A 24,903-nucleotide genomic window follows, 5' to 3' on the forward strand; every position below is an offset into this window, starting at 1 on the left:
TCTACCTGGCCCGATACCCGGACGATCGAGCCCCGGGCGGGGCCTCCGCCCGCAGGCGGCCGATTTCCGTTTGCGCCCGAGTGGAATCATGGTTGCGTGAGCACTCCAGATTCCGTCCGCCATCATCGGCCGCAGCGCGCTCTCGAGCAGTCCACCAAACTGCAGAACGTGCTGTACGAGATCCGGGGGCCGGTGCACGCGCACGCGGCGCGCCTGGAGGCGGAGGGGCATCGGATCCTCAAGCTCAACATCGGCAACCCCGCCCCGTTCGGTTTCGAGGCGCCCGACGTGATCATGCGCGACATGATCGCGGCACTGCCCTACGCGCAGGGCTATTCGGAGTCCAAGGGCATCCTGTCGGCCCGCCGCGCCATCGTCACGCGGTACGAACTGGTGCCCGGGTTCCCCGAACTCGACGTCGACGACATCTACCTCGGCAACGGCGTCTCCGAGCTCATCACGATGACGATGCAGGCGCTGCTCGACGACGGCGACGAGGTGCTCATCCCCGCACCGGACTACCCGCTGTGGACCGCGATGACGAGCCTGTCGGGCGGCACCCCGGTGCACTACCTGTGCGACGAGCAGAACGACTGGAACCCGGACATCGCGGACATCGAGTCCAAGATCACGGACAAGACCAAGGCGCTGCTGGTCATCAACCCGAACAACCCGACGGGTGCCGTGTACTCGGCGGAGGTGCTCGCGCAGCTCGTCGACCTGGCACGCAAGCACCAGTTGCTGCTGCTGTCGGACGAGATCTACGACAAGATCCTCTACGACGACGCCAAGCACATCTCGCTGGCCACGCTCGCTCCCGACCTGCTGTGTCTAACGTTCAACGGGCTGTCGAAGGCATACCGGGTCGCCGGCTACCGCTCGGGTTGGGTCGCCATCACCGGACCGAAGGACCACGCCGCCGGCTTCCTCGAGGGCCTGGATCTGCTCGCGTCCACCCGCCTGTGCCCGAACGTCCCCGGCCAGCACGCCATCCAGGTGGCGCTCGGCGGACATCAGAGCATCGAGGATCTGGTCCTGCCCGGCGGCCGACTGCTCGAGCAGCGCGACGTCGCGTGGGAGCGGCTCAACATGATTCCCGGCGTCTCGTGCGTCAAGCCGCGGGGCGCGCTGTACGCCTTCCCCCGCCTGGATCCGAACGTCTACGAGATCCACGACGACGAGAAGCTGGTTCAGGACCTGTTGCTGCAGGAGAAGATCCTCATGGTCCAGGGCACCGGCTTCAACTGGCCCGACCATGATCATCTTCGCATCGTGACGCTGCCATGGGCGCGGGATCTGGCGGTCGCGATCGAACGATTCGGCAACTTCCTGTCGAGCTACAAGCAGTGACCACGGCCCACCTCGGGCATCGGTAGGAGGCGACACGGAACCCGACCCCAATCCAGCAAGATCGCTGCGATATGGGTAGATTCACCGTTTAGCACCATTGTGTGCCGTAAGCGCCTCGTCCTGCCCCTCCCCCCCTGGGCGACGAGGTTATCGGTGGCGGGGACGACCCCCCCTGCTCCCCGCCACCGTCGCTTGCCTGTCCGTGCCCACTAATCTGACCCGGTGCGGAAGGCAGTCCGATGACATCCGAGTTGTCGACCGATCGTGAGCAGACCCGGCGTCGTGTGCAGGTACCCGGGCACGGCCACGGTCACGGCCACTTCGACGGGCCGGCCCCGGTCGGCCCCACCGCGGCCCGTGTCGTCGTGGGCCTCCTCGTCACCATCGCGACCGCCGTCGTCATCGGCGCCGTCATCCTCTGGCCGAGCAAACAGCACGTCGAGATCCCGTTGCCGTTCCAGAGTGCCGGCGGCGGGGCCGTCACCACCGAGGCCGGGACGGTCGTCGCCCAGGACATCGCCCCGTGCGGCAGTCCGTCTGCGGGACGGGCATTCTCGGGCGAACCCGCGCCGTCGGCGGCGCTCGGTGGCGGGATCGACTGTCGCCGCAGCCTGGTCGCCATCGAGTCCGGCCCCAACGCGGGGACGCGGACGCTCCTCGAGATCGTCCCGGGTCCCGGACAGCCGGTGCTGAGTCTCGGCGAGCACGTTCGACTTGTCCGGCAGACGGATTCGACCGGCACCCCGATCTACTCGTTCAACGACTATTCGCGCGGCATGTCGCTGGCGCTCGTCGTCGCGGCCTTCGTGGTGGCGATCGTCGCGGTCGCGCGGTGGCGCGGGCTGCGCGCACTGCTGGGACTCGGGATCGCCTTCGGCGTTCTGGTCGTGTTCACGCTGCCCGCGCTCCTGGACGGCCAACCCGCGATGCCCGTCGCGCTCGTCTCCGGCGCGGCGATCCTCTTCGCCGTGCTGTACCTGGCCCACGGCGTGAACCTGCGGACGAGTTCCGCGCTGCTCGGCACCCTCGCGTCGATGCTCGTCGCGGCGCTGCTGTCCGCCATCGCGATTCGGATGACGCACCTGACGGGTCTGTCGGAGGAGCAGAACACCAATGTGCAGGCCTACATCCAGCACGTGAGCATCACGGGACTCCTGCTGGCCGGCTTCATCATCGGATCGTTGGGGGTACTGAACGACGTCACGATCACGCAGGCGTCAGCCGCGTTCGAACTCGCGTCGATCGACGAATCGGCCACTCGCCGGACCATCTTCGCGTCGGCGATGCGGGTGGGGCGCGACCACATCGCGAGCACCGTGTACACCCTGGTGCTCGCCTACGCCGGCGGCGCGCTTCCCCTGCTGCTCCTCTTCAGCGTCGCGGGAGGCTCCATCGGCGACGTGCTGACGGGCGACGCCGTCGCGATCGAGATCGTGCGATCGTCGGTGGGCGGGATCGCGCTGGCCCTCTCCGTGCCGCTCACGACCGCCATCGCGGCGCTGCTGGCACGCCCGCGGACGGCTGCGCCGGCCCGGCAACGACGACGACGCGGGCGCCACTCCCGGTGACCGGGGCGGTCACAGCTTCGGAAGCGGTATCCCGGGGATGACCGGCATCGGCGGCAGCTGAACCGGCGGCAGCGCGGGCAGGACGGGCAGTTGGATGTCCAGGCCCGGGAACAACGGGGCCGGCGCCGGAGCGGTCGTGCGGGGCGGCTCCGGTCGGTATCCGGGGTCCGCGGCCGGTTGTTGCGCAGCCTCGGTGGTGGTGACCGGGGCCGACGACGGCGGCGGGGGTGGCGGGGTGGTCGTCCGCGACGACGTCTGCCCGCTCGACGAGAAGGTCGAGGTCGGCGTGTCCGTCGAGGCCCCCGCCTCCGATCCGAAAACCGTTCTGCCGTATCCGAGCCCGAAACCGATGGCCGCGATGAGGACCAGGGCGGCACCCGCCAGGCCGGCACCGTTCACCTGTCGACGGGAGACCGCCCGGTGGGCCGCGCGCGTCGACCGGCGCGGCGCCGCCACCGTCACCGTTCCCGCGAGGAGCGCCGCGCCGCCGGCGACGACGAACTCGGGATGCTCCGGCATCACGATCGGGACGGCCGACCGCTCGGCGAGCACCGACTGCACCTCGGGGATGTGGGCTCCGCCTCCCAACAGCACCACGGCCTCGGGGAGCAGATCGACCTGCGAGACCAGGTCGCCGATCAGTTCGATCGATTCCTCGATCACCGGAAGGACGACGCGCCCGAATGTTTCACGTGGTGTTCGTTCGAGTCGATCACAGCGCAGGATCTGGCTGCGCTCGGATGCCGCGACCGAGCCGGTGTACCTGTCCACCACGCTGACGGTCAGACCGGTGCTCCCCAGGTCGTACAGCACGATCGTCCGCACACCCGCGAGCCGGCCGTCGCGGTCGAGCCGCTCGAGCACCGCGGTGAGTTCGGGGATCAACCGGAAGCCCGTGATGCCGGCGCCCCGCAGCGCGGCATCGAGCGCGGCGGCCTGCGCTTCGTCACCGTAGGCGACACTCACGCCGACCGGTGTTCTCGACGACGTGAGTTCGGCCAGCGCCGCACCGACCGCATCCGCCGCGGCCTCTTCCGGGATCCGACCCGTGACGGGGACCGTCCGACGCTCGAACGTGGCCGGCGTCCCCGCAGGACCGGTTGCCCGGGAGCGCACCAGGCGCACGAATCCGGCCCCCACCGAAACCCCTAGAACCCCACCCATGAGCCGCCTTCGATCGAGGGCCTCCCGGTCGACGCTCGAACCGGTCGCGTACTGGACCAGCAGAGTCTATACAGCAGTGCCTACACTCACCGATATGCAGTTGCTGTTCGTATGCACCGGCAACATCTGCCGTTCCCCCACCGCCGAGCGCCTGACCACCGCCTGGACAGCCCGCAACGGCACCGTCGACCTCACCGCGTCCAGCGCCGGCACCCGGGCCGTCGTGGGCTCGGGCCTCGAACCCAACGCGGCGCAGGTCCTTTCGACACTCGGCGGGGATCCCGACGGGTTCGCGGCGCGCCAGCTGACGCCCGCGATCGCGGGTGGCGCGGACCTGGTCCTCACGATGACCGAGTCCCATCGCGACAGGGTGCTCCGGATCGCTCCGCGCCAGCTCAAACGAACATTCACGCTGCTCGAGGCCGCGCACCTGGCCTCGGTGACCGGTCCGGCCACCGTCGCGGAACTGGCGGCCGCACGCGGCACCGTCCCCCGCCCGGCAAACGCCGACGTCCCCGACCCGATCGGGCAGAGCGCGACCGTGTTCGGGGACGTCGGCGGTGTGATCGACCGGGCCCTCCTGGAGCTACTTGCTCGCCTGCGTTGCTAGCGGCGCGGGGTCGACCGGCCGGGCGGACTCGTCCGACTTCTGCACCGGTGCGTCGGCGTCGTAGTAGTACTTGTACTCGTACCCGCCCTTGCCCTTGGACGGCGTCATCGTGAGGATCGTGCCGAGCACCGTCGCCCCGACGCTGCGCAGATTGCCGATCGCGCGCGACACCTGGTCACGCTTCGTCTTGCCGTGCCTCACCACGACCAGTGAACCGTCGACCTTCGCCGCCAGCACCGCCGCGTCCGTCACCGGCAACAGCGGCGACGCGTCGATGACGACGAAGTCGAACTTCGACCGCAGGTCGGCGATCAGCTTCTCCGCGTGCGTCGACCCCAGCAGCTCGCTCGGGTTCGGCGGCAGCGGACCCGACGCCAGCACCGAGACGTTGGCGAGCGCGGTCGACTGCAGGACGTCGTCCAGGTCGGCCTGTCCCGCGAGGACGGTGCTCATGCCGACCGACCCGATCAGGTCCAGGTACTTCGCCACGCGGGGGCGACGCAGATCGGCGTCGACCAGGCACACCGAGTAGCCTGCCTCGGCGATCGCCAGGGACAGGTTGATCGCCGTGGTCGTCTTGCCCTCGCCCGGAAGCGAACTGGTGATCGAGATGACCCGCGGCGGGTTGTCGACCTCGAGGAACTGCAGGTTCGTCCGCAGCTCCCGGAACGCCTCGGCGCTGCCCGAGTACCCGTCGTGGAAAGCGATGGCCGCCTTCTGCTCGCGCTCCTTGTCGTAGGGCACGGTGCCCACCAGGCCCACGCCGGCCAACTCGTCGAGCACCTCGCGACTCTTGACCGTGTTGTCGAGGCGGTCACGGAGGATCGCCAGGGCAATGCCGCCCAGGAGGCCGACGGCGAACCCGAGCAGCAGGTTGCGCTTGGTCTTGGGGCTCACCGGGTCCGTGGGCGTCGCGGCGTGTTGCTCGACGACCACCCGGGCCGTCGGAGGCACGCCGGGCTCGAGGGTTTCGAGTTCTTCCGCCATGATCACGAATTCGTCGGCAAGGGCGTTCGCCAGGTCGCGAGCGCGCTCAGGGGACGCATCGGTCAGCTTCAGGTCGATCAGGACCGTGTCGGGTGTCGACGTCGCCTTGACCTCTTTGGACAGCCCCGCGGCGGTCATGCCCGACACCTGCACCTTGTCGAGCGTGCGCTGCGCGAGCGTCGTACCGGTCAAAAGCTTGGTATACGACGCGACGCGCTGTTGGGAGAACAGGTTGCCCTGGTACACCTCGTTGACCGACGCCCCCGACGACGTGGAGACGAAAAGCCTGGCCGAAGCCTGGTACATCGGCGTAGCGACGAGTGATGCGCCCAGCGCGACAAGCACCCCGACGAGCGTTGCCACCGCAATGATCTTCCACCGCGTCTGCACGACCCGTAGGTAGTCCTGTACTTCCATATCCCCGATCCCCGTCCTGTTTTCAGTACAACGCTCTCGAATACCCTATGCGCGAGTTCGCATCACGGCTCACCTTCGTACAGCTCGGCGAGAACACCTGCGACGTGTTGCAGGGGCGCAGGGGCGCCCATCTCGGAGTGCAGACACGGCACCGGCTTCTCCAGAATCCGTCCGGTTACGAAGCGCCGCCACAGGTCCGGCAGACCGCACCGCCCGTCGGGCTCGTGCGATGCCGTGAACAGCACGGCGTCTCCGTCGAACACGCCCGGACGGTGCTGCTGTGCAGCGATTTCCAGTCGCTCACCGGTCTCCACGACACGTCGCACCATCTCCGGATCCAGTCCCTCGGTCTCGCCCACGGCGTGCTCCGGTGCCGCCGCACGATCCGGGACCGCATCGGGCGGGAACGAGTCGAGCAATGCCAGGGTGGCCACGTCAGCACCAGCCGCCCGCAGTTGGACCGCCATCTCGTGAGCGATGTTGCCGCCCAACGACCAGCCGAGAAGGTGGTAGGGCCCTTCGGGCTGCACCGAACGCACGTGTTCGACGTAGCGGTGCGCCAGCGTGGTCACACTTTCCGGAGACTCACCGGTGGCCTGCAGTCCGTACAGCGGTCGATCACGCAGTGTCTCGGCGAGACCCGCATAGCACCAGGCCAACCCGCTGACGGGGTGCACGCAGAACAGTGGGGCCCCGCGAGGCTCGTCCGGAACGTGCAGGCGGACGAGGGTCCCGAGCGGGTCCTGGCCTGCACCACGGGCACCGATCTGCCGCGCCACTCCCGCAGCGGTGGGATCGGCGAACAGTTCCGCGAGGGCGACGTCGTATCCGTACTCGTCACGCAGTCTCGTCACCAGCCGGAGCGCGGCCATCGACGTACCGCCGAGTTCGAAGAAGCTTCGGTCGCGCGGCACGCCGACGCACCCGATCACCTCGGCCATCACGCCCGCCACGTGCTTCTCGGTCGTCCCCTGTGGGGAGGCCCCGTCGACATTCCGGTCGGCGTGGGACGGCGCCGGGAGGGCACTGCGGTCGACCTTGCCGCCCGAGGAGCGCGGAATCCCGTCGATCACACTGATGCTCGCGGGCACATGGTGCGGCGGGAGCGCCGATCCGATCCGGACCCGCAGATCCTCCGGGTCGACCTCGGCACCGGCCGCGGGGACCACGTACGACACGAGGACGGTCTCCCCCGTCGAACGGTGGTGTGGGACGGTCACCGCAGCACCCACTGATTCCTCCGCCAGCAGCACGCTGTCCACCCCAGCGGGTTCCACACGCACGCCGTGGATCTGGAGCTGATCGTCGCTGCGACCGACGTACTCGAGGCGGCCGTCGGAGCGCAACCGCACGAGGTCGCCGGTCCGGTAGAGGCGAGCCCCCGCTTCCCCCCACGGGTCTGCGACGAAGCGACTCGCGGTCATGCCGAAGAGTCCGTGGTAGCCACGGGCCAGTCCGCTACCACCGACGTACAGTTCACCCGTCGTCCCGACCGGCACCGGCCGCAGCCGTGCGTCCAGCACGCGCAGGCCAGTGCCGGCGATCGGCGTACCGATGCTGACCGGTCCACCGCCGAGGACGTCGGTGCACGTGACGCCGACGGTGCACTCGGTCGGCCCGTAGCCGTTGTGCACGCGGTGACGCGCCCAGGCCCGGGCCAACGACGGCGGTAGCGCCTCGCCCGCCGAGACCACGGTCAGCTCGCGGGTGAAGCCGGCCGGATCCAGCGTCGCGAGCACCGTCGGCGTCAGGTTCAGGTGCGTGATCGCCTCGTTCTCCACGACCGTCTGCAGGTCCCGTCCCGCGAAGGCGGACTCGGGTGCACACACGAGTGTTCCGCCGTGCGCGTGAGCCGCGAGCAGTTCGAACACCGACGCATCGAAGGTCGGGGACGCCGCTTGCAGGACAATCGATTCCTCGTCGATCCCGAGTCGCCGGGCCTGCAGGTCGACCAGTGCCGCCAGTCCCGCGTGGGTCACCTCGACACCCTTCGGCTCGCCGGTCGTGCCCGACGTGTACAGCAGGTACGCGAGAGCGGCGGACGTCGATGCGGCCGCGTCGTCGAGCAGACGGCGCCGGCGCTCCGGCGAGTGAGTCGGGTCGATCGGCACCCATGCCGCACCGAGCCGGGTGATCGCCCAGACGTCGATGACCCAGTCCGCTCCGCGTACGGCGTCGACCGCGACGAAGGAGCCTACGCGGACACCGCGGTTCCGCAATTGCGCAGCACGGCGCCTCGCCGCCGCGTCGAGTTCCGTGTACGTCCATCGGCGGGCAGCCGAGCACAATGCGACCCGATCCGGGAACCGACGCACCGACTCGCCCAGAATCTCCGCCAACGTCCGGCTCGGCGGCGCCGCATCACCGTCCATGATCGAAGTGGGTACGGAGAGAACGAGATCGCCGATCGAAGAACCTGCGGCGGAGACCGCCCGGGCGAGCAGATCGATCCACGCGCGCAGGAGGGTGTCCGCGGTGCCTGCGTCGAACAGATCGAGAGCGTGCACCAGTCGTACCGCGACACCGGACCCGTCCGCGGACTCCGATGCGTCCCAGACGAGATCGAACTGCGTAGAGGGCGCCCCCTCCCCGAGATCGGCGATCTCGCAGTCCCCCAACCGCGGCAGGCTCGACCCCGACGTCGAGTGCGCGAGCAACACCTGGAACACCGGGTGGTGTGCTGCGGTGCGGGCCGGGGCCACGCGCGCGACGACGTCGTCGAACGGAATGTCCGCGTGTGCGAACGCGCCGAGATCCACGTCGCGAACGCGGCGAACGAGATCGGCGAACGACTCGTCGAGATCCACCCGAGTGCGCAGCGCGACCGTGCCGACGAACATTCCGGCGAGCGAAGCCAACCGGGCGTCGGACCGTCCACCGACGACCGTCCCCACCGTGACGTCGGTGCGGTCGCCCAACCGGGCGAGCAGTACCGTCAGCGCGGCGTGCAGGACCATGAACACAGTGACCCCGTGGGAGCGGGCGAAATCGGTTATCGCCGAGTGCAACTCGGATCCGATTCGTGCGTGTACCGCACCTCCCCGATGCGTCGAGACCGCCGGGCGAGGGTTGTCGAACGGCAACCCCAGCGGCGCCGCCGGCAGGTCGGCCAGCGTCGTCTCCCAGTAGGCCAGCTGCCGACCGCCAGTGCTCTCGGGATCGGAGAGATCACCGAGCAGACGTGTCTGCCACTCGGCGAAGTCGCCGTACCGCAACGGAAGCGGTTCCCAGTCCGGGATCCGGCCCTCCCGTCGGGCCGCGTACGCCCGCTCCAGATCACGGAGGAGCGGCGCCACCGAGGCGCCGTCCACCGCGATGTGGTGTGTCACCACGGCGAGCACCCACTCGTTGTCCGCGTGGTCGCCGCAGCGGTGGAGTCCGACCCGCAGCGGGGGACCCTCGACCAGATCGAGGGGACGGTCGACCAGTTCACGGACGCGGCGCGCCACCTCATCCGCAGCCGACGGCTCGGTCACGCAATCGACCACGAACCGGTCGGCGCCCAGGACCCGCTGGCTGTGTTCGTCCGGGTAGACGGTTCGCAGCGGCTCGTGCCGGTCGACGACGTCTCCCAGGGCGGCGGTGAGCGCGTCGATGTCGAGGAACCCATGCAGCCGCAGAACGACCGGCATCGTGTAGGCGCTCGGGTCCGCCTGATGCAGCATCCACAGTCGTCGCTGTGCGGGTGCCATCGGGATGGGGCGACGGGGCGCACCCGCGACCAGCCGCGGGCGGGTGTCGGTGCCGGTGGTGGCCAGGCCGTCGGCGAGCGCCGCCAGCGTCGCGGACTCGAGCACCGCGCGCGGTGACACGTCCCGGTGCACCGCCCCCGACAGCCGGGCGGCCACTTCGACCGCGCCGAGGGAGTGGCCGCCCAGAGCGAAGAATCCCGCGTCGACGTCGACATCGTGACCGAGCACGTCCCGCACCACCGCGGTCACCAACGTTTCCGCGGCGGTCAGCGGACGGTGGGAAGACGTCGCCGCGAGCGCGTCGGCCATCCTCGACAGGGCCTCCAGGTCGAGCTTGCCGTTCGGGGTCGTCGGCAGACTCGTGAGCACGTGCACCCGAGAGGGAATGAACGCCGGAGGCAGGTCGCCTGCCAGTTCGCCGAACACCTCGTCGCTGTCGATTCCGTCGCCTGCGACGAACGCGACCAACGTGTCCCCTCGGGGTACCACCGCGGCGTGCCGAACGCCGCGGCAACGCAGGAGCGCGGTCTCGACACGACCCGGTTCCATTCGTATGCCCCGGATCTTGACCTGACGATCGACGCGCCCGAGGAACAGCATCCGGCCGTCGCGGCGGGCCTGAACGAGATCACCGGTGCGGTACATGCGCCCGTCGCCGAACACGGACGCGACGAAGTGTTCCGCGGTCGTCGCAGGCGCACCGAGGTATCCGCGGGCCAGGCCGTCGCCGGCGAGATACAGCTCACCGACTCCCCCGACCGGGACGGGACGAAGCCTCCCGTCCAGGACCACGGCGGACGTTCCGGGGATCGGGGCTCCGATGCCGCCGGACCCGTCGACGTCGACGAGCGTCGCCACGATGGTGGATTCGGTGGGACCGTACGCGTCGAGCATCGTGCGGCCGGTCCGCCATCGCTCGGCGACCTCGGGAGTGAGGAGTTCGCCGCCGCTCGCAACGACACGCAACGCATCGAGGCCGTCGGAGTTCAGTGTCGCGAGCACCGAAGGGGTGGAAAGGAAATGTGTCACCTGTTGCCTTCGCAGCAGGTCGTGCAGAGCGGGGCCCGCGAACACATCCGGCGGGGCGATCACCAGGGTGGCGCCGGACGTGTGCGCCAGCAGCACCTCGAGCAGCGCCGCATCGAATGCCGGGTTGTATCCGTGCAGCACCCGATCACCGGGGCCGACGCGGTACCTCGCACGCGCTGCCGCGGCCAAGGCGGCGAGGCCGCGGTGTGTGACCGCGACCTGCTTGGGTTCACCGGACGACCCCGAGGTGGCGATCACGTAGGCGAGCGAGTCGACCGAATCCGTTGTTCCCGAGAATGATCGGTCGATGCGCTGCTCGACGCCGAATGCCGCACCGGACTTGGCCACGGCCCACAGCGTGCGCAGGCGCCCGAGTGACCGAGCCGCGTCGACAGCCACCACGTCCTCGGCACCGACGCCCCGCTCCTCGCTCAACACCCTGGCCAGCTCGTCGGATTGCCGATCGAGTTCGCAATAGGTCAGCGTGTCGGATCCGTCGACGACGGCAACTCGGTCGGGGTGGGCTGCAGCGGTGGCCCGCAGCATGGCGGCCAGCATCCGCGGCGTGTCCGGCGTACCGCCACGGGCCACGTCGGTGACGGCGATCGACAGGTCCTGGACGGCGACATGGGGGCGCTCGACGGCATCGACCAGGGCATCGGCGAACTGACTTGCGAGAATCCTCGCCATTTCGTCGTCGAAGTGGGAGGTGTCGTAGACCAGAGTTCCATGCAGATCCCCCGTCGCGCTGCGCGACAGCGTGACGAGGAGGTCGAACTTCGATGTCCGGTCGTCGAGTTCGTGGGCCGTGATCTCGAGGTCGTCGATCTGCACGTGCGGCGGAGTGAAGTCCTGGAACGCAAGCGCGACCTGCGGCATGCGAGCGCCGACGGCCGCGAGCACGTCCTCGACGGGAACCGCGGACCGGTCCAGGGCGGCTACGTCGAAGTCTCGGACCTGGCCGAGCAATCCGGTGAACGGCATGTCCGGCGCCACCCGCGCGCGCAGCACGACCGTGTCGACGAACAGGCCCACCAGCGGCTCGAGCTGGGGGTAGCGTCGCCCGGACACCACCGCCGCGATCCCGATGTCACCGTGGCCGGTCAGCCTCGACAGCAGCGCCGCGAGAACGGCGTGCACAACCATGAACTCGGTCGCTCGGTGTTCGGCGGCGATGTCCGACAACCCCTGCGCCACGCCGGAATCGAGGGTGAACACGACCGCTCCCGGGGACTGCGGCCCCGAATTCGGCATCGGACCGGACGGAAGTACCGCGGGGTCGAAGTCATCGAGTTCCCGTTGCCAGAAGTCGCGGTCCGCCCCGGACGTTTCGCGGTCGCGTTCCCACAGCGCGTAATCGGAGTACTGCAGGGGCAGCGGGTCCCAACGCGGCGGCATTCCGGCAACACGCGCACGGTAGGCCGTGGTCAAGTCGCGGAGCAACACGGCGACGGACGCGCCGTCGGCGGCCAGATGGTCGAGGTCGACGTCGAGCGTGTGACCGTCTTCGCCGTCGGCACGCAAGCAAACACCCAGTGCGCCCGCCGGTCTCCTCGGTCCGATGCCGAGCAGGCCCACGCTCCGGTCGACTGGCCGGACGATGGCGTACGGGCCACGGTCATCGGTGCCGTAGTCGGTGCGCAGGATCTCGTGCCGCGCGACGAGGTCGACCAGTGCCGCGTCCAGCGCGGCCACCTCGAGCGGTCCGCGGAAGACGACACGGGCCGGCATCCGGTATTCGTCTCCGCGGCCGACGTTGCGTTGCGCCCACATGCGACTCTGCGCTCGGGTCAGCGGAATCCGTTCCGGGCGTATCGTCGCGGCCGGACCCGAGTCCAGGGTCCCGAAGCCGCCAGCGTCCAGGACTGCGGCGAGACCCGCGACCGTCGGTTCCTCGAACAACATTCGCAGCGGCAGGTCCGACCCGGTGCGCGCCCGCAGTCGCGCGACGACGGAGGTCGCGAGGAGCGAGTCGCCGCCCGCCGCGAAGAAGTCGTCCGTGCGCCCGACCGGGATACCCAGCGCTGACGAGAACACGTCGGCGACGAGTTCCTCGCTGCCGGTCACGGGATCCGCACCCGCTCCGACGAGGGGTGCCGGAAGGCGCTCGAGGTCCACCTTTCCGTTGGGGGTCAATGGGATCGAGTCGACGGCGATGATCGACGCCGGGACCATGTAGTTCGGCAGCACGGCGGTCAGGCCCCGACGAAGCTCCGCCGAGTCGAGCCCGGCGGGTGCAACGTACGAAGCGAGCACGGATACGCCGGTCGGCCCCCGGTGCACGACGGTGGTCGAATGCGACACCCCGGCGAATCCGGCGAGCACCGAGTCGATCTCGGTCGGCTCGATCCGGATGCCACGGATCTTGACCTGGTCGTCGTTGCGGCCACGGAAGTCGAGCGATGGCCCGGTCGGCCCCTCGAGCCACCGCGCCAGGTCGCCGGTGCGGTACCAGCGCCGCCCCGACGACCCGGCGACGAATCGTGTCGCGGTGAGGCCAGGTGCGCCCGCGTAACCCGCCGCGATGCGGTCACCCGCCAGGTACAGCTCTCCCGTGACCCCGGTCGGGACCGGACGCAATCGCTCGTCGAGCACCACCACGTCGATTCCGCGGGCCGGCTTACCGATGACGCCGCGGTCGTCGGATTCGAGCGGGCCGGCGAACGTGGCGAACACGGTCGACTCGGCCGGGCCGTAGCCGTTGAACAGGCGGCACCGCCCACCCCACCGCCGCACCAACTCCGGTGGTACGCGTTCGCCGCCGAGCATGAGCACCTCGAGGTGCGGAAAGTCTCGCTGTCCGACGGTCGCGAGCACCGACGGGGTCATGCACGCATGGGTGACGGCGTGCCGGTCGATCAGCGCGGCGAGTTCCTCGCCGCCGTAGGCGTCGTCGGGCGCGATCACCAGTCGGGCGCCGGCCGCACCCGCCGTCAGCATCTCCAGCAGCGCCGCGTCGAATCCCGGCGATGCCACGTGCAGGACCCGCGACAGCAGGTCCGCCGCGAAGACGTCGTTCAGGTCGGCGGCCAGCGGTCCCAGCCCCCGTGGGGTCAGGACGACCGCCTTGGCCTGCCCGGTGGTCCCCGAGGTGAACACGACGTACGCGGCCTCGTCGGGATCCACCTCGGGGTACGGAATCTCGCCATCCCCGGTGGAGGTCACATCGATCCACCGGGTCGCGGCCGGCAGTCGAGCACTTCGATCGCCGGTGGTGACACCGATCCGAGCCCCGCAGGCCTCGAGCATCGCGGCCACCCGGGCGCTCGGATGTGCCGGATCGATCATCACGGGAGCGGCACCGGTCCGGGCGATGGCCCACACCGCGACAACCGACTCGATCGACCTCGGCAGCGCGCATGCGACCGGGACACCGGGTCCGGCTCCGTGGGCGTGCAGCGCACCCGCCAACCCTTCGGCGCGGGAGAGTAATTCGTCGTACGTCACGGTGCACTGGCCCGCCGCGATCGCCGGGCGGGTACCCGCGATCCGGGCGCCCGCTGACAGCAACGACCACAGGGTCGCCGGCGCGGTGACGCCTCCCGACGCCGGGACCAGCCGGGACCGCTCACTGTCCGAGAGCAGGTCGACATCACCGACCGGGGCACCGGGATCTGCGGTCACCGTATCCACGAACGAGACGAAGCGGGCCACGAAGGCCTCGACGGTCGCGTGATCGTAGAGGTCCCTGCGGTAGACGAACTCGAGGTCGAGCGCGGACTGTATCTCGGTGACCGTCAGTTGCAGATCGAACTGGACGGCGTCCACGGCCGCAGGCTCCGTGGTGACCGTGACCCCGGGAAGCTCGATCCGCAGGTCGTCAGGCCGTCGCATGGACAGCGCAACCTGGAACAGCGGATGATGCGACGAATCCCGGACGGGTGCGAGCTTTTCGACGACACTCTCGAACGGGCTGTCGGCGTGTACGAAGGCCTCGATGTCTCGGCGCCGCACCAGTTCCAGGAACCCTGCGAAGGATTGACCTGGGTCCACGTCCGTCCGGAGCACCAACGTCGATGCGAACATCCCGACCACGTCGTCGAGGTCCGGGTTCCCGCGCCCCGCTACCGCCGTGCCGATCACGATGTCCCGCGAGCCGTTGTGCCGGTGCAGGACGGCCGCCAGCGCAGCGTGCATCACCATGAAGCTCGTTGCACGGTGCTTTCCGGCCGTCGCGGCAATCCGTTCCACACATTCCGCGCCCAATGACACGTGGACCGAGGCCGCGCGCGTGGAGAACGCACCGCTGCGCGGGCGGTCGGCCGGGAGGGTGCACTGCTCCGGGATGCCGGCCAGCGTCGTCACCCAGTACGGCAGTCCCGCATCCGGCGTCTCGTGTTGCCAGGCCGCGTAGTCGATGTATTCGATCGCCGCGGTGCCCAACCCCGCAGGCACCCCCGCTGCTCCGGCGCGGTACGCCCGCTCCAGGTCCCGGAGCAGCGGGGCCAGCGACCATTCGTCGGCGGCGATGTGGTGGATGACGACCACGAGTGCATGATCCGTGGCACCGGTTCGGTAGAGCCTGATCCGAATGGGCGGCGCCGACTCCAGGTCGAACGGCAGCGCCGCGAAGGCCTCGACACACCCGGACAGGGCGACCTCCGGCACCGGGACCGGTTCGAGGTCGAACTCGGGCGTCTCGACCACCCGCTGGACGAGACCACCGATCCCGTTGGTGTACACCGTCCGGAGCGCACGATGCCGCTCGACCACGTCACGCAGCGCCTGCCGGAGCGCCGGCCGCGCCAGGTCGCCCCGGATGCGCAGCACGAACGGCAGGTTGTAGGCGCCGGACTCGGGGGCCAGGTTCTGGAGGAACCACATGCGACGCTGCGCCGGGGACAGAGGGCCCTCGACCCGCGCGGGCGTCGTCGCCCGCGGACCGCTCCGATGGGGTCCCGCACCGAGCCGTTCCTCTGCGATGCGTGCCAGGTCCGCCACGCCGGCGGCCTCGAACACGTCCCGAACCCCGATCTCCGCGCCGGTGATAGCGGCGAGCCGACCTGCCAGCCTGGTGGCCTGCAGGGAGTTCCCACCGAGTTCGAAGAAGTCGTCGTCACGCCCCACCCGGTCGGTCCCGAGCAGTTCCCGGTAGACCCCGGCAATCACATCCTCGAACGGACTGCCCGTCGCGGCGATCACGTCGGTGTGACTCCCGAACTCCGATGCTGGGGGCAGCGCCGCGTGATCGAGCTTGCCGTTCGTGGTCATCGGCAGTGTCGCGACGGGGACCACAACGGCGGGCACCATGTAGTCGGGCAGGAACCGGCGCATCGCCCGCATCACCGCACGCGGGTCGGGCAACCGCTCATCCCCGACGACGTACGCGACGACCCGCTCGTCCCGGACCACGACCGCGGAGTCGCCGATTCCCGGAATCCGGGCGAGCCCCGCGCGAACCTCACCCGGTTCGATCCGGTGCCCTCGGATCTGGAGTTGCGAATCCGACCTGCCGTGGAACTCGAGCGTTCCGTCGTTTCGCAGGCGCGCGAGATCGCCGGTGCGATAGCGAATCCCGCCGTCCGGTGCCGCGACGAACCGTCCCGCCGTCAGCCCCGGCCGCGCGCGGTAGCCGCGGGCAACCTGCGGGCCGGCGATGTAGATCTCCCCGATCACGCCTCGTGGGACCTGACCGAGAGCGCGGTCGAGCAACTCGACCTGCAGGCCCGGGAGCGGCACTCCGATCACACTGCGGCCGTCGGACACCGCCTCGACGTCGGCCCACGTGACATGGACGGTGGTCTCGGTGATCCCGAACATGTTGATCGCGCGGATGCCGCGGTGCCGGTCCAGCCAGCCCCGGACCCGGTCGACTTCCAGGGCCTCCCCGCCGAAGATCAGGAGGCGAAGCGCCAGCTCACCCGGATCGCCATCCACCTCCACGAGCTGGCCGAACGCCGTCGGCGTCTGGTTGAGAACCGTCACCTGTTCACGAACGAGTAGCGCACGGAACTCGTGCGGGTTGCGCGCTACGAGGTGGTCCACCACGACGATGCGCCCGCCGGTGGTGAGAGCTCCCCACATCTCCCATACCGAGAAGTCGAACGCCGGCGAGTGGAACATCGTCCAGACGTCCGTAGGGCCGAACCCGAATCCTGCGTACGAATTCGCCAGTAGCGCGAGCACGTTCGCGTGCGATACCGAGACGCCCTTGGGTTCGCCGGTCGAGCCGCTGGTGTAGATCACATAGGCGGCCTGGCCGGCGCGAATCGGGATGCCCGTCGCCCCGAATCGATCGGACTCGACCCCGGCCGTGGCCGACTCGAGCGTCATCGACCGCACCGGGCTCTCGAAGTCCTCCGTGCACAGCACCAGTTCGGCCTGCGCATCGGCGATCAAGCGGGCCAGACGCGCGTCGGGTTGCGTGACATCGAGCGGCAGGTACGACGCGCCCGCCCGGGCGACCGCCAGCATCGCGACGATCAGATCCGCCGAGCGGGGCAGAGCCACTCCGACCACATCCTCGGCCTCCACTCCCGCAACGACGAGAGCACGGGCGAGACGGGCGGAGCGGGCGTCGAGATCAGCGTAGGTGAGGCGGTCATCTCCGGCGACCACCGCAATGGACTCGGGTGACTCGGCGGCACACTGGGCGAACAACTCCCCCAGCGAATTCGCGGCGACCGTCACCCCGGACGGGCGGATCCCGGGCGCGTCGCGGATCGCCGCACCGCCGGCTGCGGCCGCCGCCGGTGCCAGATCGATCGCACGGACCTCGACGGTCGGGTCGTCCGCCACGGCCTCGAGCACCCGGAGCAGCCACGGCGCCCAGCGGGCCACCGTCTCGTGATCGAAGAGGTCACGCGCATAGGTGAACGATCCGTCGAGGCCACCCGCTTCGTCCAGACTCGATGCGCGTTCGCGGAGCGTCACTTCGAGGTCGAGTCGCGTACGCCCACTGTGTAGTTCGCGAGATCGAACCTGCAGGCCCGGCAGGGACAAGTCATCGGGAACGAAACTCTCGTACGCCAGCATCACCCGGAAGAACGGATGGTCGGTGACGGTTCGCCGGGGCATCAGTTCGGCGACGACAGCGTCGAAGGGCAACTCCGCGTGCGCGAACGCTTCGAGATCGGTGCGACGGGTTCGGCCGAGCAGGTCCACGAAGGACCGCCCGGGAGCGACCTCGGTACGCAGGACGACGGTTCCGACGAACATACCGACCACATCGTCGAGATGTGGTTCGGTGCGGCCCGATACCGGTGTCCCGATGCTCACGTCGTCGGAGCCGGCGAGTCGGCTCAGCAGCACGGACAGGGCCGCGTGCACCACCATGAAGAGCGTCGAGTCGTACTCTCGCGCGATCTTCCTCAGCGCGGCATGCAGTTCGGCCGGGATCGCGAAGCGCACGATGCCGGCCGCCGCGGACAGGCTCTCGCGGTTTCGTTTCCGGTCGGCGGGCAGTTCCGGAGGAGGCATCCGAGCGTCGAGCGTGGCGCGCCAGTGCGAGAGGTCGCGGTGGGCGCGGCTGCCGGGACTCGCCGGGTCACCGAGCATCGCCCGGTGCCAGTACGCGTAGTCGGCGAACTCCATGTCCAACGGCGCCCATTCCGGCCGTCGGCCCGCCCGCCGCGCCGCGAAGGCCTGAGCGAGGTCCCGGTAGAGCGGCCCCGTGGAGAGTCCGTCCAGGGCGATGTGATGGGCCACCACCGCCAGTGTGTGACGATCCGGTCCCGTGCGGTACAGCCGCATCCGCACCGGCACTTCGGTGGCGAGATCGAAGCCCACCGAAGCGATGGACGCCAACTCCGGTTCGCATCCGCCGGGGCTGTCGACGTACTCCGGGACCTGCGTGGTCGGCCGCACGCTCTGCACGGCACCACCGTCGTTGTCGGGGAATACCGTACGCAGCGCCGCGTGCCGCTCCTGCAGGTCCGCGAGCGCAGCGAACAAGGCGTCGACATCGAGGTCGCCGTCGATGTCGAGGGCGAAGGCGATGTTGTCACTCCCCGAACGATCCGTCCGGTTCAACAGCCACATTCGCTGCTGAGCGGGCGACAGCGGAACCGGTCCGGCAGGCTTCGCCATGCTTGGGTACGAGCGCGCGCCGGTCTCGCGATCGGACAGCGCCGCCGCGAGTCGCGCGACCGTCGAGTGCTCGAAGATGTCGCGCACGTCGACCCGCACGTCGAGGGCCGCACCGACCCTCGAGGCGAATCTCGTCGCCGAGAGCGAGTCTCCACCGTGCGCGAAGAAGTCCGTGTCGCGCCCCACACCCTCGACCGCAAGGACGTCGCTCATCACCCCACCGACGATCTCCTCGGCCGCGCCTCTGAACACCGAGTCCGGCAACGCGACCACCGGCGACGGCAACGCCGCGCGGTCGATCTTTCCGGCCACGGTCAGCGGGACACGGTCGAGGACGTGAACGAGTCCCGGCACCATGTGACGGGGCAGGCGGTCCATCGCGTACCGCCGCAACCGCTCGATGTCGATCGACTCGACCCCGTGCACGTACGCGACGACGACACCCTCGCGGACGACGACCACCGCCGTGTCGACGTCGCGGTGGGACGCCAGCACGGCCTCGATCTCGCCGAGTTCGACACGCATCCCACGAATCTGGATCTGACGGTCGGCGCGCCCGACGAATTCGAGCTCCCCGTCGGCGCGACGACGAACCCGGTCCCCGGTCCGGTACATCCGGCCCGTACCGACCACCGAGGCGACGAAGTGTGCGGCGGTCTGTCCGGGACGACCGAGATAGCCGCGGGCCAGCGCCGGTCCGGCGAGGTACAACTCGCCGACGACGCCAACGGCCACCGGGCGCAATCGAACGTCCAGGACGGCAGTCGACATGCCGTCGATCGGTCGCCCGATCGGAACGACTCCGCCGGGGTCGATCGGCCCGCCGATGGTCGCGAGGACGGTCGCTTCGGTGGGGCCGTACAGATTGAGGAGTGTGCGGCCGGGCGCCCATCGTGACGCCAGCCCCGATGTCCACGCTTCGCCACCGAGGCCGAGCACGCGCAGACTGTCGAGCCCCTCCTGCCCCACGCGGGTCGCAACGGCAGGGGTGGTGAACCAATGGGTGATGCGCTGCGAAGCGAGAATCTCGGCCAGTTCGTCGGCACCGTGCGCCTCCGCGGGTGCCAAGACCATCGTCGCACCGGTGCCCAGTACCAGCAGGTACTCGAGAACCGAAGCATCGAATACCGTTGATGCACTGTGTAGGATCCGCGATTCCGTCGTCACCCCGAAGGCGCGGCGGAGGGAGGCTGCGAGCGGCGACAGCCCCCGGTGCGTGACCACCACGCCCTTCGGCTCGCCGGTGGACCCGGACGTGTAGATCGCGTACGCGGGATGGTCCGGATGCGGGAGCACGAACCGTGGCGTGCCCTCGGCCGCCGCGATCGTCCCACCCGCGCTCGGGTCGATCCGGGTGATCCCCGGCGGCAGTGTGCTGTCCGGGCCGGCGACGACGAAACGGGCTCCGATGTCGGCGAGGATCGCGGCGACGCGTTGTGGTGGCTGAGCCGGATCGAGGGGGACGAAGGCCGCGCCGGTCCGCGCAATGGCGAGTACGGCGGTGAGCGACTCGGCCGACCGCGGAAGGAGAACACCGACAAAGTCCTCCGGACCGACGCCGAGGCCTCCGAGGTGCCCGGCCAACCTCTCCGCCGCGTCGTGTACCTCGACGGGACCACCGGCCACGTCGCAGACTTGCGTCGGTCCGAGGATGATCTCCGGCAAGGTTAGGACGCCGTGGTCCGCCGGCCCCCGGTCGATCGATCCGGAGGGAACCAGGTCCCCGACCCTGGTCGACGGATCATCTACCGCCGAATCGATTACAGCACCGAGTAACTCGGACCAACTCTGGACGGTCTCCCGATCCAGCAAGCTCGAGTCGTAGGTGAAACGCAGATCCAGCCCGGTGTCCGATCCGCCGCAGATCGCGATCTCGAGATCGAATCTCGCGTCCGTTCCGGTGACTTCGCGACCGTGAAAGGTCAGATCCGACAGTTCGATCACGGGATCGCCGAAGTTCTCCTGGGTGAGCACCGCTTGAAACGGAATGCTCGCGCCGAGATGCTCCTGCACCACGTCGAACGGAGTCACGCTGTGGACCAGAGCCTCGACGTCGTGAACGCGGACGGCATCGAGCAGTCCGCCGAAGGATTCCTCCGGATCCACCTCCGCTCGCAGTACGACAGTGCCGACGAACATGCCGACCAGCGCGTCCAGAGCGGGGTCGGATCGCCCCGAGTCGACCGTCGCGACGACGGTGTCGCCGGAGCCGGTGATCGCGGACAGGAGGACCGCGACCGCCGCATGCACGATCATGAAGGTCGTGGCGTCGTGATCCCGCGCGACGCGGTGGAGCGCGTCCCGTGTCCCGGGTCCCAGGGCGAGCGTCACACGTTCGGCCGTTCCTGCCCGCGAGCCGCGGGACCGGTCCAGGGGTAGTGCCGGAACGTCCGCGGTACCGGCCAGCACCGAGGTCCAGTAGGCGACATCCTCGTCCTGGGCACCGGAGTCCAGCACAGCGCGGTGCCACTGTGCGTAGTCGTCGTAGTCGATCTCCAGCGGAGGCCACAGCGGATCCTGGCCGGCCGAGCGTGATCGGTACGCGGACACGAGATCGTCCACCAGCGGGGCGAACGACAAACCGTCGAGTGCGACGTGATGAGCCACGACCACGAGGACGTGATGATCGGCACCGAACCGTTGCAGCCTGAATCGGATCGGTGCATGCGACGCCAGAGAGAAAGCAGTAGAGGAGAATTCGAGAGCGTCACTCCCGGATTCGCTGTCCGAAGCGACGTCGACGACCTCTGGTGGAACGAATGCATCCTCGATCGGCAGGACGATCCGCTGCGGTTCGCCGTCGCCGTCCCGGATCACTGTCCGCAGCGGGGAATGCCTCGCCATCACGTCTCGCAGGGCCGAATCCAACGCCCCGGTCGACAACGTTCCGTGTAGCCCCACCGTGAACGGCAAGTGATAGGCGGTGCTCTCGGGTCGCGCGTGGGAGTACATCCACAGCCGCTTCTGTGCCGGGGCGACCGCGGTGGAAGGACCTCCCCGACGGACCAACGGCGGTCGCTCGGCAGAGCCCAGCACCGCACCGGCCAGACCCGCCACGGTTCGCTGCACGAAGACGTCCTTGACGGTGATGCGGCGGCCGGTAGCGGCCGAGATGCGCGCGGCAAGCTGCGACGCACCGAGCGAGTTGCCTCCGATCTCGAAGAAGTCCGCGGACGCATCCCGCATCTCGGTACCGAGCACCTCACTCGCTGCCTCGGCGATCAGCGCCTCGAGCGGTCCGTGCACCGCGCGACCGGTGTCATCGAGGGGTGGCGCCATCGCGGCCAACGCTGCCCGGTCGACCTTGCCGGCCGCCGTCAGCGGCAAGGATTCGAGGGTGACTATCCGGTCGGGAACGAGGTGGCGGGGAAGCCGCTCGGCCAGCCATTCCCGCAGCCGCCTCGGCGACGGAGACCGGCCGCACACGTACGACACGAACCGACCGTCGACGGAGATCGTCGCGACGCCGTCCACGTCGGGATGCTCCGCGAGTGAGGCCTCCACCTCTCCGGGTTCGACGCGGATGCCTCGGATCTGAATCTGATCGTCGGCACGCCCCACGAACTCGAGTTGACCATCCGCGCCCCAGCGGACGAGATCGCCTGTGCGGTACATTCTGTCGCTGCCGAACACGGAGGCGACGAACCGCTCGGCGGTCGGACCCGGTCGGCCGCCGTAGCCGCGTGCGAGGGACGGCCCGATAACGTAGAGCTCACCCACTATTCCCGGCGGCACCACCCGCAGGCGCCCGTCGAGGACCACCAGCGCGGTGCCGTCGACAGGATTCCCGATGGGGACCGACGTCGCGTTCGCGAGTCGATTCGCATCCAGCGGCGCGCTGACCGCGGCCAACACGGTCGTCTCCGTCGGACCGTATGCGTTGACCATCGTCCGCTCCGCCGCCCAGCGGCGCGCGACGGGCACCGGAAGTGCCTCGCCACCGGAGTCCAGCATGCCCAGTTCCTGCAGCCCCTCCGACGAAGTGGCCGCCAGGACCGCCGGCGAGGCCACCATGTGGGTGACGGATTCCGTGGACACGAACTTCGTGAGCAATTCACCTGCCACGGTGTTCGCGTCCGCCACGACCAGGGTGGCACCTGCGTCCGCCGCCAGAAGAACTTCCTGGATGGCGGCGTCGAAGGAGGGCGAGGACATGTGCAGGACGCGTGAGTCCGCGTTGGCCGTGTATCGCCGCCGCAGCGTCGAGACCAGTCCGGCGATGCCGCGATGTGACACGACGACGGCCTTCGGCCGACCGGTCGAGCCCGACGTGTGCACGATCCACGCGGGATTGTCCGCGCGCAACGGCCGCGTCCGATCGGCGTCCGTGACCGGAGCCGTATCCCAGCCCGCCGCATCGAGGTCGATGCGGAGTACGTTGCGCGGCAGTGCAACTTCCCTGTCAGTCAGCGCCACCGTCACACCGGCGAGATGCTCCGCAAGTCGCAGCGGTGGCAGATCCGGGTCGACCGGTACGTACGCGGCCCCGGCCTTCGCGACCGCCCACAGGGCGACGACGGAATCGAGTGACCGCGGCAGCACGACGGCCACCGCAGACTCGGGGCCGCACCCCTGGGATATCAGCCGGCGGGCGAGCGCGGACGATCGTGTGTCGAGGTCCCGGTACGTGAGTTCGGTGGTCCGGTCGCGCACGGCGACCGAGTCTCGATCGACGTGGCGAGTCAGCACATCCGGCAGCAGGACGACCCCGGAATCGATCCGAGCGCCATGGGCCGGAGCGACCCGGTTGTTCTCACCGGGGAGACCGATCGGCAGGTCTCCGACTCGGCGGTGAGGCGAAGAGTGAAGCGCCTCCAGCAAACCGAGGAACCGCCGGTGATGCAACCGCAGCGAGTCGTCCGAATAGCGCGTCGGGTTGGCCTCGAGGTCGACGCGCGTTCCGCGGCCCGCAGTCCCCGAGTACACCGTCAGTGAGAGGTCGTCCACAGGTCCGGTGGAGAGAATATGCAGTTCCGCGACCACGTCACCGAACGTCAGTTGCTGCGGGAACTGCATGATGTTGACGACGGGCCCGAAGACCCCGCCGATTCCCGCGCGCGCCTCCCGGGCGGGCATCGCGGCGAGCATCTCGTCGTACCGGAAGCGTTGGTGCCGCAGCGCTCCGGTGATCTCCAACTGCACGCGGTGGACCAAGTCCGCAGCAGTGTCGTCGGACTCGATCCGCACGCGCAGGGGCACCACGTTCGACACCGACCCAGCCGACCGGCGCAGGACCGCCGTCGTACGAGCAGACACCGGCAGGCTGAGTACCACGTCGTCGGCACCCGTCACCCGCGCGATGTATGCGGCGAAGGCCGCCACGATCAGCGGTACCTCGGGCAGCGACCCGGACTGCCGCTCGACGCGCGCCATGGCGTCCGGAAGCGCGCCCAGTGAACGCCGGGCGGGCGTCGCCAGCGGACCGACGCGGTGCCCTAGCGACACCGGCGGCGGTAGAGAATCCAACCGGGCACGCCAGTATTCGCGGTCGATCGCCTCACGTCTGCTGCCTGGATAGCTCTCGACTGCCCGCCACACTTCTTCCACAGGGGCGCAGTCACTTTGCGGCGCGACTTCGCCGTTGACCGTCGCGGTGTAGAGCTCGGAGATGCGCCTCGTCAACACCTGAGCCGCTGCGCCGTCCATCACGATGTGGTGGGCGAAGCAATGCAGGTAGTGCCGATCATCGTCGAGCCGGATCAGGGTCATCTCGGCCAGGCGGTCGGCAAACGGGTCGATCGGCCGCGTAGTCCGTTCGGTCATCCACGCGATCGCGGCGGCGTGCGGGTCCTTCGCACCGCCGAGGTCCAGGAACCGGGGTGCATCGTCGATGTCCGGAACCGCCGCCTGGTGCGGCCGACCGTCGACGTCCACGAGAACGACCGTGCCGGACTCGATGTCGCGGGCCGCGCGATCGCACGCCGCGAGAAGCGCCTCCCGGTCGATGGTGCCACGTAGATCCAAGTACTGGGCAACGGTCAGCGCCGTATCGGGGGCAAGCTGTTGAGCGAACAGGAGCGCTCGCTGTGACGGCGCCAGCGGAAACAAACGCAAGCGC

At 69.4% G+C, this 24,903-nt stretch carries 6 protein-coding genes; 3 read left to right on the forward strand and 3 right to left on the reverse strand.

Annotated elements, in window-relative coordinates; translation table 11 throughout:
- Positions 1-96 precede the first annotated feature (96 nt).
- Both EGT67_RS10965 and EGT67_RS10970 read left to right on the forward strand, forming a co-directional pair.
- Positions 97-1,350 carry a pyridoxal phosphate-dependent aminotransferase gene (locus EGT67_RS10965; protein WP_127916115.1) on the forward strand — a complete coding sequence of 418 codons (1,254 nt, stop codon included), beginning with the start codon at positions 97-99 and terminating at the stop codon, positions 1,348-1,350.
- Positions 1,351-1,589: 239 nt separating this feature from the next.
- Entirely contained in the window at positions 1,590-2,918 is a 1,329-nt protein-coding gene (locus EGT67_RS10970) for a YibE/F family protein (RefSeq protein ID WP_206612345.1), read from the forward strand.
- 9 nt (positions 2,919-2,927) lie between these two features.
- Here EGT67_RS10970 and EGT67_RS10975 read toward each other — a convergent pair whose 3' ends face one another.
- Positions 2,928-4,082: a DUF7159 family protein gene (locus tag EGT67_RS10975; protein WP_127916116.1), complete on the reverse strand. Its 1,155-nt coding sequence runs from the start codon at positions 4,080-4,082 to the stop codon at positions 2,928-2,930.
- A gap of 94 nt (positions 4,083-4,176) precedes the next feature.
- Here EGT67_RS10975 and EGT67_RS10980 point away from each other — a divergent pair, with 94 nt between their 5' ends.
- A complete protein-coding gene (locus EGT67_RS10980; protein WP_127916117.1) occupies positions 4,177-4,692 on the forward strand; it encodes an arsenate reductase/protein-tyrosine-phosphatase family protein in 516 nt (171 codons plus the stop codon).
- On the opposite strand, the gene EGT67_RS10985 is transcribed toward EGT67_RS10980, so the two are convergent.
- Positions 4,669-6,096 (reverse strand): tyrosine-protein kinase domain-containing protein, encoded by a 1,428-nt coding sequence (locus tag EGT67_RS10985; protein ID WP_127916118.1) that lies wholly within the window; start codon positions 6,094-6,096, stop codon positions 4,669-4,671. The genes EGT67_RS10980 and EGT67_RS10985 overlap by 24 nt on opposite strands.
- Positions 6,097-6,158: 62 nt before the next feature.
- A complete protein-coding gene (locus EGT67_RS10990) occupies positions 6,159-24,899 on the reverse strand; it encodes a non-ribosomal peptide synthetase (protein ID WP_127916119.1) in 18,741 nt (6,246 codons plus the stop codon).
- Positions 24,900-24,903: the final 4 nt, after the last annotated feature.

It is taken from the genome of Prescottella agglutinans (genome assembly GCF_004011865.1).
GTDB lineage: Bacteria > Actinomycetota > Actinomycetes > Mycobacteriales > Mycobacteriaceae > Prescottella > Prescottella agglutinans.